The organism is Pseudomonas sp. AC532 (assembly GCF_979258965.1).
In genome coordinates, this window is sequence record NZ_OZ409888.1 from 5,042,185 (window position 1) to 5,057,625 (window position 15,441).

The window sequence follows — 15,441 nt, forward strand, 5'->3', positions numbered from 1 at the left end:
AGTGCAGCGAGTCGCCATACCCGCGCGCCTGGTTTCTTTGACCCGGGTATCGCTTCGCTCAACATCAGGCAACGGGTTGACGATCAAAAAGGTGTGCGTGATGTAACGATCTGTAGGAGCCGCGACCGCGCGGCGAATGGCCCAGGCAACCTCGATACCGGGATGTGCCCCAATTCGCGCCGGGGGCAGTGCTCCTACAAACGCAGTGCCAGACGATCCGGTCGCCAACCCCTCAGCCGCCCGCGAACATCATCCAGAACGATGCGCCCACACCAACGATGCTTTCACCGGCCACCAGGCCTGCCGCGGCGGCGATGGTGAAACGCTCGCCAAGGCTGCGCCAACGCGACTGCACCACCCAGGCGAGCAGGGCGCCCAGCGCCATCATCAGTGAAATCGACGCCGGAATGATAAAGGCCAGGCCGAACGCAGCGGAGCTCGGCAGCAGGCGTGCGAAGGTCGAGCGCTCGGGCAGGCCGGCCTCCAGCAAGCCGAACAGCACACCGCACAACGCCCCGAGCAGCATCGCCCAGCGAATGCTGACGTCTATCGAGTCGAGCCCGTAGCCCAGCACTTCGGCAACCGCCTTCCAGGTGGCCACGGCCGGTGCTGGCCACTGTTCGGTAATCAGCATGGCCTGTGGGTCGGGAATCAGGATCTGGTAGACCAGCACGCCGACAATGCTGCCGACGGTGATGCCCAGGCACTGGGCGATCAGCTGATTGTAAGGCTTGGCACCGATGGCGTGGCCGACCCGGAAATCGTTGAGCAGGTCCGTGCATTGCCCGGCGGCACCGCCTGCGGTGTTCGCGGCCATCAGGTTGACGCTGACCTGCCCGGGGGCAATCAGCCCAAAGGTCAACTGGGACAGCTGGCCGGTGGCGCCAATCGGTGGAATGCCAGTGGCGCCGACAACCCGTGCCGCCATGCTGGCGAGCGCCACTGCCAGAGGAACGCTGAGCAGGGCCATCAGCGGGTCGATATCGAACAGCGCCACTTGCAACATCACCACCAGCAGAGAGGCCAGCGCGAGCATGGCCAGCGGCAGTTTTGCAGGTGGCTGCCGGGGGGCGCCGGATTGCGCCCTGGCGAGCCGGCGGCTCATCCGATAGCGCACCGCCAGGGACGTCAGCGTTGCGCACACCAGCAGGGTGACGCCCGGCCACAGCAGCCACTCCACCAGTGCCCCGAACTGTGGGCCGCTGGCATCAGCGGCAACCGACACCAGGCCGCTGGCGAGCAGCCAGGGTGCGAAGCCGCCCCAGGCGATCAGTGCGCCGAGCAGCAGCGACAGCCCGACTCGGATGCCGATGATGCCGCCAAAGCCGATCAGCAAGGGTGACGGGTCGAGGTTGAAGGTCAACCGCTCCAGACTCGCCGATGGCGACCAGCGCGGCAGGGTCAGCAAGAAGGTATCGGCCCACTTGATCAGCCCGCCAAGCAGCGCCGCGGCACCCAGTACGCACAGCCGCTGCAGGGCGTCCCGGCCATGGTTGTAGACCTGCTGCATGGTTTCCAGCGTGGCTACCGCTTCTGGAAAACGCAGCCGCGTGTCCTCGACCATGCTGCGCCGCAGGTACCAGGCCACCCAGATGCCCAGAAAACTCACCGAGAACACCCACGCCATCAGCGGCAGGGTCGGTAATTGCTGGCCCGTCAGCAGGGTATACGCGGGTATCGGCGCCACCAGGCCCCCGGAGATGATCGAGGCGGCGGCGGAAGCCGTGGTCTGGTTGATGTTGCTTTCGCGCGTGCTCCACGCAGTGCCCAGGCGCCAGCGCACCAGGCTCCGCCAGATGCCATAGCTGACCAACAGAGCGATGATCGACATGTTGAACGACCAGCCGATCTTCAGGCCCGAATAGATGTTCGAGGGTGTCAGCAGCGCGCCGAGCAGCACCCCTGAAAACAGGGCACGGAAGGTAAGTTCGCGGTCTGTGCGCATGGCGAACCTGCAAAGGACGGTTGTCGTCGTTTGAGGCAGCGGGCGGGGATGGGTTCAGTCTTATCGAGCGGGGAGGGTGCGGCAAACAGCGGGGCGCCAGCTGGCGCCCCGCTGGTGAATCAGTTGACCGCGTCGGTCAGGGCCTTGGCCGGTACGAATTTCACCACTTTCTTGGCCGCGATCTCGATCGCTTTGCCAGTCTGCGGGTTACGGCCGGTGCGGGCTGGACGCTCGCTGACTTTCAGCTTGCCGATACCCGGCAGGGTGATCTCACCACCATTTTCCAAGGCGTCGCTGACGATCTCGCTGAGTTGGTCGAGCGCCGCACGGACGGTGGTCTTCGGCGTGTCGATGGCTTCTGCGATGTCACCGATCAGTTGGTCTTTGGTCATGGCCATTGGGTAGCTCCTTGGTGATGAAAAGATGAGGCATTGATTAATGCCGGCACATCATGGTTGATCGAACAGGCCGTTGGTGCCGTACGATCAGGCCTCATTGTGACCCACCTGCCCGCGGTAAATTCCCGCCGCAGTGCTCAATTCCGGGCATCCGATCCCGTTTATGAAGTGATCGGCGTCTGCCAGGTCTTTCACCTCGCTCGAAACAGCGTTCTCCACCGCGGGGCTGCGCGCCTCATGGGAACCAATGCCCGCGCCGCCAGACAGCCAGCCGCCTCCAGCCCGCGTTTGAACGCTAAGTGCTTGAAGCAGTTGTAAGTTCGCCGCAAGCCGGTACAATGGCGCCGGTTCACTGAAAGGTGAACAGCGTTATGGTGGCCCTGCCGGTCCCCCCGCAACGATTACCCGTGAACCTGGTCAGATCCGGAAGGAAGCAGCCACAGCGGGAACATTGTGTGCCGGGGTGTGGCTGGTAGGGTTGCCTCCATTTCAAGACCTGTTCAGGTCGTTTTCTATTCTGCTTAATTCTCTCGACGCTCGGTACCGACCGCAGCGGCGCTTTGCCGTGCCCGGCCTGTGCAGTTCTGCGCGCTGAAGGCGACCAAGCTCGGCTGGCGGTAGCCGGTCAGGGCCTCGGCGGCCATAAAAAGGCCCGTCAAGTGGACGGGCCGAAGGGTGACACTGGAGAGGTCGGCGCTTACAGGATCGACAGCGGGTAGTTGAAGATCAGGCGGTTCTCGTCGAACTCGTTGCTGCTGTAGTCGCGGCGCAGACTCGAGTTCCTCCAGCGAACGCTGAGGCTCTTGAAGGTGCCGCTCTGCACGACGTAAGCCAGCTCGGTTTCGCGGCCCCACTCCTTGCCGTCATTGGTGGTGGCGGTCTGCACATCGCTGCCACTGATGTAGCGGTTCATCAGGGTCAGGCCGGGGATGCCGGCCGCGGTGAAGTTGAAGTCGTGACGCACCTGCCAGGATCTTTCCTTGGCGTTGTCGTAGGCCGAGTTGTAGCTGTCGTTGGCCAGGGTGCCGCCGCTGGTGCCGTTGACGCGCATCCAGCCGGTGTCGCCGCTGACCTTCTGCAGGCCGACGTAGAAGGTGTTGCTGCCGTACTTGGCGGAAAACAGACCGGAGTAGGTCTTGTTGTCCAGCCGGCCGGCCCGCGCGGAACCCTCGTCTTCGCCCTGGAAGTAGCCGAGGTTGGCCCCCAGGGTCCAGTCGCCAATGGGCTGGCTGTGGGTCAGTTGCAGGTACTGCTGCTCGTAGACGTCCTTGAGCTCGGCGCCCCACAGGCCGACCATGGTGCGGTCGCCATTGAACTTGTACTCGCCACCGACGAAGTTGAAGCGATCGGAGTCGTTCGCCGAGCTGTTGCCATTGAGGAACATGTTTTCCATGCTGGCATTGTTGCGCTCGCTGTTCTGACGGAACTGGCCGCCGTACAGGGTCAGCCCGGCGACCTCGTTGGAGGTGATCTGCGCGCCCTGGAAGGTCTGCGGCAGCGAACGGCCGTCGTCGGCACGCAGGATCGGCAGCACCGGCATCCACTCGCCAACCTTGAGTTCGGTCTTGGAGACCTTGGCCTTGGCAGCCAGGGCCACGCGGCCAAAGTCGTCGGCCGGGCGGCCATCGTCATGGCGCGGCAGCAGGCCGGTGCCGTAGGTGCCGCCACCGCCATCGAGCTTGACCGAGAGCATGCCCAGTGCATCGACACCAAAGCCGACCACGCCCGGGGTGTAGCCGGAGCGCGCATCGAGGATGAAGCTCTGGGTCCACTCTTCGGCCTTGCTCTGGGCGTTTGCCGGGTTGGTGAAGTTGCGGTTGATGTAGAAGTTGCGCAGGTTCAGGGAAACCTTGGCATCTTCGACAAAGCCTTCTGCCTGTGCGCTCGTCGGCAACGCGACGGCAACACCAAGCGCGAGCAGCGAAGGGGCGAGAAGGGAGCGACTGGCCGCTGCAGTTTCGATCAGTTTCATGACTGTTTTCCTTATCTCAGGACGCACTCGTCCTGCCGCCTGGGGCGGAAACGTTGTTATCCGTCATCGATTGATTGCAGGTCCCCGGTGAGGGTGCCCGGGTGCTGCGAGGCTGGGCAGCTCGCCTGCCCAGCCGGGCGGTCAGGGTTTCTCGATACCGACGCTGTCTGGCGAGATCTTGACCGCCTTGGCTTTGTACATCGACCAGGCGGTGACCGACTGCCAGCGCTTGAGGAACTGCTCGGCCTCCGCGCCGTTGAGGTTCAGGCTCTGGGCACCGTAGTTCTTCAGGAAGCCTTGAAAATCGTCATTGGCCACGGCTTTGCTATAGGCCGCGACAAGCTTCTGCTTGATGTCGTCCGGCGTATCCTTGTGTACGAAAGCGCCCCAGAACGGGCCCCACGGCAGGTACTCGGCGATATCCGGCAAGGCTTTGGTAATCGGCTCGACGCCAGGCAGTTCCGGTACTTCTTCGGCGGCCAACACGGCCAATGCCTTGAGCTTGCCGGAACGCACCAGCTCCTGAGCGGCCGCCAGGCTCAGCGGCATGAAGTCGATGTGCTTGCCCATCAGTGCGGTGATGCCGGGGCCGTCGCCACCAAAGGTGACTTCACGAACCTTTAGCTCGCCCACCGCGTTGACCATCGCATGGACGGTGCTTGGCAGACCGCCCGCGCCGGTGGATCCCATGCGCAGGGTGTCGGGTTTTTCCTTGGCTGCGGCCAGCAGATCGGCCATGGAGTTGTACGGGCTGTCAGCGTTGGCGGCAATCACCACGACGTTCTGGCCAATGATGTTGACCGGATAGAAATCGCTGTAGTCGAACTCGGCCAGGCCCAGCACCGGGTAGAGTTGCGGGTTCTCTGCGCCGAGCAGCAGGGTATAGCCGGTCGGTTTCTGCTGTAGCACATAGCTGCTGCCGATCACCGCAGTGCCACCTGGGCGGTTGTTGAGAATCAGCTTGGTACCCAGTTCCTTCTCAACATAGGGAGCCAGGCTGCGCATCACGTTGTCGGTCGCACCGCCGGCGCCCCACGGGATTACCGCCTGGATGCTGCGCTCCGGATAGTCGGCGTGGGCCGGCAGGGCGAGCGTCAGTGCGCTAAGGGAAAATGCGACGCCGGTCAGTAGTTGCTTGAGCATGTTGGAGACTCTCCATTGGTTGTTTTTTTTATCCGTTTCCGGGCATGCGTGACGCAGTGGAACAGGATCAGCCGGATGCAACCTTGCGTTTCAGCCAGCCGAACAGGGGGGTGTTGCTCAGTAGCACCAGTAGCAGTGCAGCGCTGAGAATCAGCGAAACCGGGCTGCCAACCAGTTCCAACAGCAGCTCCTGAGGGTTGTCGCCTACCGACGCCATGGCCTGGCGATAGGAGGTATCCATCAGGGGGCCTAAAATGACGCCGAGGATGATTGGCCCCATCTGGAAGCCAAACGCCTTGAGGAAGTAGCCGAGCACGCCAAAGCCGAGCATCCAGTAGACCTCGGTCATGCTGCTGTTGAGGGAATAGGAGCCGACGGTGCAAAGCACCAGGATCAGCGGAATCAGCACGGCCTTGGGAAGCTCCACGACTTTGGCGAACAGCTTGATGCCCATCAGCCCGAAAATCAGCAGAAAGACATTGGCCAGTGCCAGGTTGCCCACCGTGAACCAGAAGATGTGCGGGTTCTCAACCATCAGCATCGGCCCGGGATTGAGGCCATGAATCACCAGTGCACCGATGATCACCGCGGTAACCGCGTCGCCCGGCATACCCAGTGTCAGCATCGGCACATAGGCGCTGCCCACCGCAGCGCTGTTGGCGGTCTCGGGAGCGACCAGCCCCTCGTAGGCGCCTTCACCAAAGGGTCGACTGGGATTTTTCACGGAGCGTTTGGCATGGTCGTAGGCCATCAGTGCGGCGATGTCGCCGCCGACGCCCGGGAGTGCTCCGACCAGCACCCCGATGGCCGAGGTGCGCAGTGACAGCGGCAGAAATTTGATGACCATCGCAAGTGGCGGAACGATCTTGCTGACGTTCTGCTTGACCACGGCGGTGTTGAGGTTGTGCAGCTGGTAAAGGGCTTCGGCGACCCCGAACAGGCCAATCATCACGACAACGTAGTGAATGCCGCCCATCAATTCCATCTGGCCCATGGTGAAGCGAGCCTGAGCGGTTACCGGGTCCATGCCAACCATACCGATTACGGCCCCCAGCGCCACCGCGAAGATGCCTTTGGCCAGGCTGCCTTCCGCCAGGCTGCCGACCAGCATCAGACCAATCGCGGCAATCAGGAAGTAATCCCTCGGCGCGAACTGCAGCGCCAGGTCACCAAGAACTGGGGCTGCGCAAGCCAGGACCAGCGTTCCGGCGAGCCCGCCGATGACCGACATCACCGTGCTCAGGCCGATGGCTTGACCCGCTTCGCCGCGCTTGGCCAGCGGATAGCCGTCAAAGGAGGTGGCCACCGACGAAGGCCCACCCGGGATGTTCAGCAGAATGGCGCTGCGCGAACCACCATAGACCCCACCGATGAAAATACCGACGATCAGTGCCAATGCCTGGTTCACCTCCCAGGAAAAGGTGAATGACACAAGAATCGATACCGCCATGGTTACGGACAGTCCCGGAATGGCACCGATGTAAATGCCGGCAAAGGTGCCCAGTGCAGTCAGCAGCAGGAGGTTCGGATCCATCCAGGCGAGCAGCAGGTATGAAAGTGTTTCGCTCATGGAAGAGTCTTCTCAGGGTAGGTAGACGCTGAACGCGAGGGTAAACAGGAGGTAGATCGAGACCACCGACAAGGTGCTGGCGAGCAGCGCTGACAGCACTTTGCCGCGGCGCAGGTAAACGATGGAGAACATCAGGAATGCAAAGGTGCTGACATAGAAGCTGACCCATTGGATGGCGATCAGATACGCCACCGCAAGCAGGGTGAACACCACGATATGACGAGGGAAATGGGCATGGTTGAACTGTTTGAAGGAGCCTGCCCAACCATTCTGCGAGCGAGCTTTCCCGCGTAGTTCGTAAAGGATCCGCAACGCGGAAATCAACAGCACCGCGCCGATTCCAAGCGGAAATGCGCCAGCCGAGCTGATCGAAGAAAAACCGGAAATCATGTAGGCCTGATAGAGCACCGCAACGCTGAACATCAGCAGCAGTACGCAAAAGGTGCGCTCGCCCACAGGCACGTGTTTTGGGGTCGTCATGTGTCACTCCAGAGGCGTTTGATGTTGCCGACGTCAGAGGCGGGTCGACTGAGCACTGAGATCCGTATGGCCCGGCAGCGGGTACGCCGATGGCGCACATGAGGCGGCGGGCATCAGTAGGCAGGCGGCGGTGGGAGAGAGTGACGACCAATCTTCGCTGGGCGAGTGGGTGAGCGTGCGAATGATCCGGAGAGTGAGCCGTTGCGCACGGGCAAACACGGTGTTGAGCTGTGGCATGGGAGCGACCTTTTTATATTTATAGGTTCGGCAAGGTGTGCGTGCTGTGGATGTACGGGGTGCCGGTGAAACCAGAGCAGACCCTGATGGAATACTGTGCGGTGATCTCGCCTAATTCAATTGTACAAAGGTGTTGTCGTTCGGTAATCGAACAAGAACGAACCGGTTAGTACAAAGTTCAGCTGATTATGACGCTTGATGCTGCTACAGCCAACCGTGACGCCACCAATCTGGTTTGCCAGAGGCGATTGACCCTGCCGTTCCTACTTTGTCTGTCTTCCGGGCTTCGCGGCAACCTGACGAAAGATCGGTGGCTTTTCGGGGACGGCGATTGTGACCTGGCAGGGCTGTTGCGCTGTCTACCCGGCAATGTCGACCAGAGTCTGGATATCTCCTCCCGGTGTTGCTGGACAGGGTGCAAGTGCCGAGCGGCGGGCGCAGATGGCTATCGACAAGACCCGCGCATTGCTGGCACGGTTGCGCAATCACCCATAGGCCATACTGCACTCGCTCGCCATGGATGACCAATGAGCGGGGGTTAGATGGGTCAAAATGCTTAGTCAGCTATCGACATAGTCGCGTCTGCTGATATCACGAGAGTTCACATGAGTACCCCGAGTTCGTTGTCAGGCGTCAATCATCCGCTCAAGGGCATCGCCCTGGTGGTCCTGGCCACCTTTCTGTTCGCCAGCCACGACGCGCTGTCGAAGTACCTGTCCGGCATCTATCCGGTGGTCATGGTGGTATGGGCCCGTTACGTGGTGCATACCCTGTTGATGGCCGGCATCTTCCTGCCCCAGTCGGGGCTGCGCGTGCTGCGCAGTAAACGCCCGGGGCTGCAGGCGCTCCGGGCAGTGTGCCTGCTGGGCTGCAGCCTGTTCTTTACCACCGGCCTTCTTTATATCCCGCTGGCCGAGGCCACCGCAGTCAACTTTCTTGCTCCGCTGCTGGTCACCGCGCTGTCCGTGCCCTTGCTCAAGGAGCGCGTTAGCCGCGGGCAATGGGCTGCGGTGCTGGTGGGTTTCGTGGGGGTGTTGATCATCGTCCACCCAGGCGGTGAACTGTTCACGCCGGCCGTATTGTTGCCACTCTGCTCGGCAACCTGCTTTGCCGCTTACCAGCTACTGACGCGCATGCTCAGCCAGTACGACACGCCCACTACCAGCAACTTCTTCACCGGGCTGCTCAATACTCTGTTGATGAGTTGTCTGGTGCCGTTCTTCTGGCAATTGCCGCAGTGGCAGCACCTGCCGTTGATGCTGGCGCTGGGCGCCTGTGGCATGTTCGCTCACCTGATGCTGACCAAGGCGTTCCGCCACGCCGCGCCGGCATTGCTTGCACCGTTCGGTTATTGCCAGATCGTCTTTGCTGGCCTGCTGGGCCTGGTTATTTTCGGGCATGACCCGGAAACCAGTGCCAAGGTCGGTATCGCCATCATCTGTTTGAGTGGCCTGGCGGCAGCTTATCAGCAGCGCAGAAAGCGCTGATAAGCTGCGCTTATCAGGGTTGCAAGGCTGAAGTATCGGGATCACGAAATCAAAGAAGGCCCCTGAAGGGCCTTCTTTTTATACCTGTAAGATTGCTCAGCGGCGGGAGCTGTCCAGGCTGTTCTGGCGCGCAGCTTCGTACTCGGCCTTGTCCATCGGCTTGGCGCCTGGCTTGCCCAGGTCGGCCATCGGCACGCGGTAGGTCTCCGGTGCGATGAAGGCCGCGATGGCACACAGGCAGGTGATGCCGAAGGCCAGGCCGCCTATCAGCAGCGGGATATTGTCTGAGCCCGGCGGCGCCAACAGAGCGAAGACAGCCGGTAGCATGGCGGTCAGCATAGTGCCGATATTCTGCGCAATGGCCATCGCCGAAACCCGGTAGCGGGTCTGGAACAGCTCCGGATAGAAGCTTGGGAACACCGCGTTGTAGCCCTGGTACACCACGCCCCACATCAGTAGCGACATGATGAATGCCAAGGGCACGCTGCCAATGCTGATGGCGTACAGGTAACCGAAGGCCAGCAACCCCGAGCCCAGCGCACCGGTGATCATGGTCGGGCGGCGGCCGATCTTGTCGGAGAGGTTGCCGACGAAGGGAATCACCAGCACCGCGACGATGTTGCCCACCACCGGAATCCACAGGTACACGCTCTTGTCGAAGCCTATGCCATAGGCCGGCTGCACTGCGTAGGCGGCCCCGAAGATGGTCGCAACCACCGGGATGACGTTCATCAGCGCCATCACCATCACCAGAAACATGGTTCTCCAACTGGTGCTGAACGCTTCGGCGATCGGCGACTTGGCGATCTTTTGCTTGCTCTCTTCATTGACGAAGGCCGGTGTCTCATGGACTTCGCGACGAATGATGAAGCCCGCCAGCAGCACGAAGGCACTGAGCAGGAACGGGATGCGCCATCCCCAGTCGTTGAAGGCCTCGGTCGGCATGAAGTAGGCCAACGGCAGGAACACGGCAGCGGCGAGGACCTGGCCAGCCTGCACACCCTGCAGGGTGAAGCTGGCGTAGAAGCCTCTTCTTCCAAATGGTGCGTGTTCGAGAATCATCGAACTGGCTCCGGATATCTCGCCCGCCACGGCAAAGCCCTGAACCAGGCGCAGCACTACCAGCAGGGCCGGAGCCAGAAAGCCGATATCGTGATAGGTGGGCAGCAGGCCGACCGCCATGGTGGATATGCCCATCAGGAACATGCACAGCAGCAATACGTTCTTGCGGCCACGGGTGTCGCCCCAGTGACCGAGCACGAAGGCGCCGACCGGGCGAGCCAGGTAGCCGACGCCATAGGTAGCCAGAGACGCGACGATGGCCATTTTCGGGTCGGTGTTGGGAAAGAAGATCTGCGGGAAAATCAGTGCTGCTGCCTGGGCATAGATGAAGAAGTCGTAATACTCCAGGGCGGAGCCGACCCAGCCGCTGGCAGTCGCTTTCTTGGCTTGTGAACTCGAGGGCTTAGCCATCATTGTCTCCGTTGTCATTAGAGCGCTGAACGAACCGGCAAACGAACTGCAGGTTGAACACATCAGCTGTAGGCGAACCGGCCTTGAGTGGGCGCGGTCAGCCCGCTGTCGGGATTATCGAGCGAAGCGTCGCGAGTCAGGGTAGGACGTGCGGAGGCGCTGTCGGCGGGGTGGGGGCCGAAAAGCGTGCGAATGGTATGCGGGTACGCAGGGAGTTGGAAGTGAGCATGGTCGTACTCTTATATTGAATTTGTTATGGATAAAGCATTGCCGCGTGAGCGTGGGCGCCAGGGTGATAGCGCTGCGGTGAGAAACATGGTGTTGCATCCAGCGAAACGCCGTCAATTCGATAAACGGCTTGATGTTCGATAAACGCACAGAAAACTAACCGGTTCGTACACTTTGAATTGCTGCCTCCTGCGGGCGCGCGAATAATCGCTGCAGCCCCCGAGAAATCGGGCTGCCGGTGATCCAGCACTTTCTGCAGGCTCTACGCCCGAGCGGCTGCCGTGCTGAACCCAGGCCGAGGTCATTACGCGATCCGCAGAGATCGTTTCCACAAGGAGCTCAATATGCATCGCTCGATTGCCACCGTTTCCCTGAGCGGAACCCTGCCGGAAAAACTCGAGGCCGTTGCGGCTGCGGGCTTCGATGGTGTGGAAATCTTCGAGAATGACCTGCTGTATTACGCAGGCAGCCCCCGCGACATCCGCAAGATGTGCGCTGACCTGGGCATCGCCATCACGCTGTTTCAGCCGTTTCGTGATTTCGAGGGCTGTCGGCGTGACCGCCTGCAGCGCAACCTCGACCGTGCCGAACGCAAATTCGATCTGATGCAGGAGCTCGGTACCGATCTGGTGCTGGTGTGCAGCAACGTTGCCGCCGACTCGCTCGGCGATGAACAGATCCTTGTCGATGATTTACGGTTGCTGGGCGAGCGCGCCGGCGCCCGCGGGTTGCGTATCGGCTACGAAGCGCTGGCGTGGGGCCGTCACGTCAACACCTACCAGCAGGTGTGGAACCTGGTGCGTCAGGCGGACCATGCGGCGCTCGGCGTCATCCTCGACAGCTTCCATACCCTGTCCCTGAAGGGCGACCCTGCGGCGATCGTCGATATCCCTGGGGACAAGATCTTCTTCGTGCAAATGGCCGACGCGCCGCTGCTGGCAATGGATGTGCTGGAGTGGAGTCGACATTTTCGCTGCTTCCCCGGCCAGGGCGAGTTCGATCTGCCGGGCTTTCTCGCCCCGATCATTCGTACGGGCTACACCGGCCCGCTGTCTCTCGAAATCTTCAATGACGGTTTCCGCGCCGCGCCGCCCCGTGCCAATGCAGTGGATGGCCTGCGCTCGCTGCTCTACCTCGAGGAGAAAACCCGCCAGCGGCTGGCCGCAGATACCCAGGCGCTCAACCTCGACCAGTTGTTCTCCACACCGCCGGCCAGCCGCTACCACGGCGTCGAGTTCCTCGAATTTGCCGTCGACGAGGCGGCTGGTGCCAAGCTGTCGGGTTGGCTGGAACGGCTGGGTTTCGCCAGGGCAGGTGAACATCGTTCCAAGGATGTGAGCCTGCTGCGCCAGGGAGATATCAATATCGTACTCAACGCCGAGCCGTACTCTTTCGCCCACGGCTTCTTCGAAGCGCACGGACCGTCGCTGTGCGCCACCGCCCTTAAGGTCAAGGACAGCGCATCAGCCCTGCAACGCGCTCGTGATTATCGCGGCCATCCCTATCGCGGCCTGGTCGGCCCGAACGAGCGGGAGATTCCTGCCATGCGCGCGCCCGACGGCAGCCTGATCTACCTGGTCGATCAGGCCGAAGCGGGGCAGAGCATCTACGACACTGATTTCAAGCTCGACCCCGAGGCCCTGCAAACCGGCAGCCTGCAGCGCATCGACCACATGGCGCTGGCGCTGCCGGCCGACAACCTCGACAGCTGGGTGCTGTTCTACAAGAGCCTGCTGGATTTCGAGGCCGATGACGAAGTGGTGCTGCCCGACCCCTACGGCTTGGTAAAAAGCCGAGCGTTGCGCAGCCGATGCAGCTCGGTGCGCCTGCCCCTGAACATTTCCGAAAACCGCAATACTGCCATCGCCCATGCGTTGTCGAGCTACCGCGGCTCCGGCGTCCATCACATCGCGTTTTGCTGCGACGACATCTTCAAGGAAGTCGCGCGGGCCAAGGAGGCCGGCGTTCCGTTGCTGGACATTCCCCTCAACTATTACGACGACTTGGCGGCACGCTTCGATTTCGACGACGAGTTTCTCAGCGAGCTGGCATACTTCAATGTGCTCTATGACCGCGACGCCCAAGGTGGCGAGTTGTTCCACGTCTACACCGAGGCTTTCGAGGAACGCTTCTTCTTCGAAATCATCCAGCGCAAGAATGGCTATGTCGGCTACGGTGCCGCGAACGTCGCTGTGCGCCTGGCTGCGATGGCCAAGGCGCGCAGTGGTAGCGTACGCCAGGCGAAACTCTGACCTGGAAACGGCGGGGGTATGGCTGCAGCCATTACCCCGGTCGGGGTGCACAATGAACACAAGAATGGCCACGATGAGTATCTCCATGACCGCTACCCTTGAGCCTGCGAGCGAAGCACTGGTCGCAGGGCCGCGCAAGCCACGCAAGAACAACCCGGAAAAAACCCGCGAAAACATTCTGCAGGCCGCCATCACCGAGTTCGTCCAGCAGGGCTTGTCGGGCGCGCGCGTCGACGCCATCGCCGAGCGCACGGCTACCTCCAAGCGGATGATCTATTACTACTTCGGTAGCAAGGAGCAACTCTACGTCGAAGTGCTATCCAAGCTGTATGGCGATATCCGCAGCACCGAACGGCGGCTGCATCTCGATGAGCTGCCGCCTCGCGAAGCCATTCGCCGGCTGGTGGAGTTCACCTTCGACCACCATGATCGCAATTCGGATTTCGTGCGTATCGTCAGTATCGAGAATATTCATTACGGGGAATACGTGAAGCAGTCGCCGGAAATCCGCCGCATGAGCAACGTGGTGCTGCTGACCTTGGGCGAAACGCTCAAGCGTGGAGTAAAGGAAGGGCTGTTCCGGGAGGGGCTGGACACCCTGGACGTGCACATGCTGATCAGCTCGTTCTGCTTCTACCGGGTATCCAACCGTCATACCTTCGGCGAGATTTTCCAGATCGACCTGCCGGATGAGCAGGTCAAGCAGCGCCACAAGACCATGATCTGCGAAGCGGTTCTGCGATACGTCACGCGCTAGACAGGGCCGGCCATTGAGCACGGCCGGCCGGTGTGTCAGTCGTTCATGCTGTGGAAGTGATCGAGCATACGCTGGGCGTCGGCTTCTACGCCGCTGAACAGCTCGAACGCCTTTACCGCCTGGAACACCGCCATGTTGCCGCCGTCCAGCGTCCTGCAACCCATGGCTCGCGCCTCACGCAGCAGCTCGGTTTCCAGCGGGAAGTAAACGATCTCCGCCACCCACAGCGCAGGCCGCAGCAATGCCCTGGGAATAGGCATGCCCGGCAATTTGGCCATGCCCATTGGCGTGGTATTGACCAAACCATCGGCGCTGGCCACCGTCAAGGCGAGGTCGCTGCCGACCTGAGCGCGTATCGAGCCAAAGTGCCGGTTGAGATTGGTGGCCAGCGCCTCGGCACGCTCATGCTCGACGTCAAAGATGGTCAGCTGTTCGACGCCTTCGCTTAGCAGCGCATGGGCAACCGCCGCGCCAGCGCCGCCAGCGCCCATCTGCACCACCTGTTGGCGTTGAACATCGCCAAGGCCGCGCCGGAATCCTTCCGAGAAACCCAGGCAATCGGTGTTGTGACCGATGCGCTTGCCGTCCCTGAAGACCACGGTATTCACCGCACCAATGCCCCGGGCTTCCTCGGACAGCTCGTCAAGCAGGGGAATGACCGCCTGCTTGCACGGGTAGGTGATGTTCAGCCCGGTGAAGCTCATGCGCTCGGCGGCACTCAACAGGCCGGGGAGGTCGTCACTGCCCAGCTTCAACTGGTCCAGGTCGATCAACCTATATAAGTAGCGCATACCCTGGGCGTCGCCCTCATGCTCGTGCATGGCTGGCGTACGCGAAGCCTGGATACCTGCACCGATGAGGCCGGCGAGAATGCCTGGTATCTGAGTCGTCATGGCTGGGTCATCCCTTTATAAGCTGGGCGAAGTATTGCAGCGCCGCGCGGTAGCCACCACAGCCCAGGCCACAGATCACCCCGAGTGCGATCGGCGACGCGAAGGAGTGATGGCGGAAGGGCTCACGCTTGTGCACGTTCGAAAGATGTACCTCTATTACCGGTAGCTCACTGGCGACCAGCGCATCGCGGCTGGCCACAGAGGTGTGCGTCCAGGCGGCAGGGTTTATCACGATTCCAGCGCAGCGGCCGCGGGCCTTATGAATCCAGTCGATGAGCTCGGCTTCGTGGTTGGTCTGGCGAAACTCGGTCACCAGCCCCAGGGAATCGGCGGCCTCGGCACACTGGTGGGAAATATCGGCCAGCGTCTCGTGGCCGTAGGTGGCCGGCTCTCGAGTGCCGAGCATATTCAGGTTCGCGCCATTGAGGATAAGGACGAGGGGTGGCATGAGGGTTCCTGTTGTTATTGTCGGGGCATTCGAACAGTGGGCTAAAAATGTACTAACTGGTTAATTAGGTCAATCTGACCGAGCTACCCGCAGCGACAAAGCGTTCGATTATCGCGCCTGAACGCCAATTACCCTGAAATCCGAACAAACCTGAAATA

The 15,441-nt window shown here is 61.4% G+C and carries 12 protein-coding genes, 1 other RNA gene and 1 pseudogene; 5 read left to right on the top strand and 9 right to left on the bottom strand.

The window, feature by feature from the left end; genetic code table 11:
• Nucleotides 1-232: 232 nt before the first annotated feature.
• Together ACZ0AV_RS23480 and ACZ0AV_RS23485 are read right to left on the bottom strand one after the other, a co-directional pair.
• On the bottom strand, nt 233-1,945 hold the full coding sequence (locus ACZ0AV_RS23480) for an OPT family oligopeptide transporter (protein ID WP_499153237.1): 1,713 nt from the start codon (nt 1,943-1,945) through the stop codon (nt 233-235).
• A gap of 119 nt (nt 1,946-2,064) precedes the next feature.
• Nucleotides 2,065-2,343, bottom strand: a complete 279-nt coding sequence (locus ACZ0AV_RS23485) for an HU family DNA-binding protein (RefSeq protein ID WP_499153238.1) — start codon at nt 2,341-2,343, stop codon at nt 2,065-2,067.
• 381 nt (nt 2,344-2,724) lie between these two features.
• Here ACZ0AV_RS23485 and ffs point away from each other — a divergent pair.
• Nucleotides 2,725-2,821, top strand: an RNA gene (gene ffs / locus ACZ0AV_RS23490) — signal recognition particle sRNA small type.
• 219 nt (nt 2,822-3,040) lie between these two features.
• On the opposite strand, the gene ACZ0AV_RS23495 is transcribed toward ffs, so the two are convergent.
• The 4 genes from ACZ0AV_RS23495 to ACZ0AV_RS23510 all read right to left on the bottom strand — a co-directional run bounded on the left by ACZ0AV_RS23495 (nt 3,041) and on the right by ACZ0AV_RS23510 (nt 7,508).
• Entirely contained in the window at nt 3,041-4,315 is a 1,275-nt protein-coding gene (locus ACZ0AV_RS23495) for an OprD family porin (protein WP_499153239.1), read from the bottom strand.
• A gap of 141 nt (nt 4,316-4,456) precedes the next feature.
• Nucleotides 4,457-5,458: a tripartite tricarboxylate transporter substrate binding protein gene (locus tag ACZ0AV_RS23500; protein WP_499153240.1), complete on the bottom strand. Its 1,002-nt coding sequence runs from the start codon at nt 5,456-5,458 to the stop codon at nt 4,457-4,459.
• A 67-nt stretch (nt 5,459-5,525) separates the two neighbouring features.
• Nucleotides 5,526-7,028, bottom strand: coding sequence for a tripartite tricarboxylate transporter permease (locus tag ACZ0AV_RS23505; protein ID WP_499153241.1), 1,503 nt, complete (start codon nt 7,026-7,028; stop codon nt 5,526-5,528).
• Nucleotides 7,029-7,040: 12 nt separating this feature from the next.
• A complete protein-coding gene (locus ACZ0AV_RS23510) occupies nt 7,041-7,508 on the bottom strand; it encodes a tripartite tricarboxylate transporter TctB family protein (protein ID WP_499153242.1) in 468 nt (155 codons plus the stop codon).
• A 557-nt stretch (nt 7,509-8,065) separates the two neighbouring features.
• On the opposite strand from ACZ0AV_RS23510, the pseudogene ACZ0AV_RS23515 reads away from it, so the two are divergent.
• Nucleotides 8,066-8,240: pseudogene (locus ACZ0AV_RS23515) on the top strand (sugar phosphate isomerase/epimerase); the annotation flags it as partial.
• A gap of 110 nt (nt 8,241-8,350) precedes the next feature.
• On the top strand, nt 8,351-9,232 hold the full coding sequence (locus ACZ0AV_RS23520; protein ID WP_499153243.1) for a DMT family transporter: 882 nt from the start codon (nt 8,351-8,353) through the stop codon (nt 9,230-9,232).
• A 96-nt stretch (nt 9,233-9,328) separates the two neighbouring features.
• Here the strand turns inward: ACZ0AV_RS23520 and ACZ0AV_RS23525 are convergent, their stop codons facing one another.
• The gene (locus tag ACZ0AV_RS23525) at nt 9,329-10,705 is read right to left on the bottom strand and encodes an MFS transporter (protein ID WP_499153244.1); all 1,377 of its coding nucleotides are present in this window, start codon (nt 10,703-10,705) and stop codon (nt 9,329-9,331) included.
• Between the two features lie 572 nt (nt 10,706-11,277).
• On the opposite strand from ACZ0AV_RS23525, the gene quiC reads away from it, so the two are divergent.
• Together quiC and ACZ0AV_RS23535 are read left to right on the top strand one after the other, a co-directional pair.
• The gene (quiC, locus tag ACZ0AV_RS23530) at nt 11,278-13,185 is read left to right on the top strand and encodes a 3-dehydroshikimate dehydratase QuiC (RefSeq protein ID WP_499153245.1); all 1,908 of its coding nucleotides are present in this window, start codon (nt 11,278-11,280) and stop codon (nt 13,183-13,185) included.
• Nucleotides 13,186-13,270: 85 nt separating this feature from the next.
• Nucleotides 13,271-13,942 carry a TetR/AcrR family transcriptional regulator gene (locus ACZ0AV_RS23535; RefSeq protein WP_499153246.1) on the top strand — a complete coding sequence of 224 codons (672 nt, stop codon included), beginning with the start codon at nt 13,271-13,273 and terminating at the stop codon, nt 13,940-13,942.
• 35 nt (nt 13,943-13,977) lie between these two features.
• Here the strand turns inward: ACZ0AV_RS23535 and ACZ0AV_RS23540 are convergent, their stop codons facing one another.
• Both ACZ0AV_RS23540 and aroQ read right to left on the bottom strand, forming a co-directional pair.
• Nucleotides 13,978-14,835 (bottom strand): shikimate dehydrogenase, encoded by an 858-nt coding sequence (locus tag ACZ0AV_RS23540; protein ID WP_499153247.1) that lies wholly within the window; start codon nt 14,833-14,835, stop codon nt 13,978-13,980.
• A gap of 7 nt (nt 14,836-14,842) precedes the next feature.
• On the bottom strand, nt 14,843-15,283 hold the full coding sequence (aroQ, locus tag ACZ0AV_RS23545; protein WP_499153248.1) for a type II 3-dehydroquinate dehydratase: 441 nt from the start codon (nt 15,281-15,283) through the stop codon (nt 14,843-14,845).
• Between the last annotated feature and the right edge of the window lie 158 nt (nt 15,284-15,441).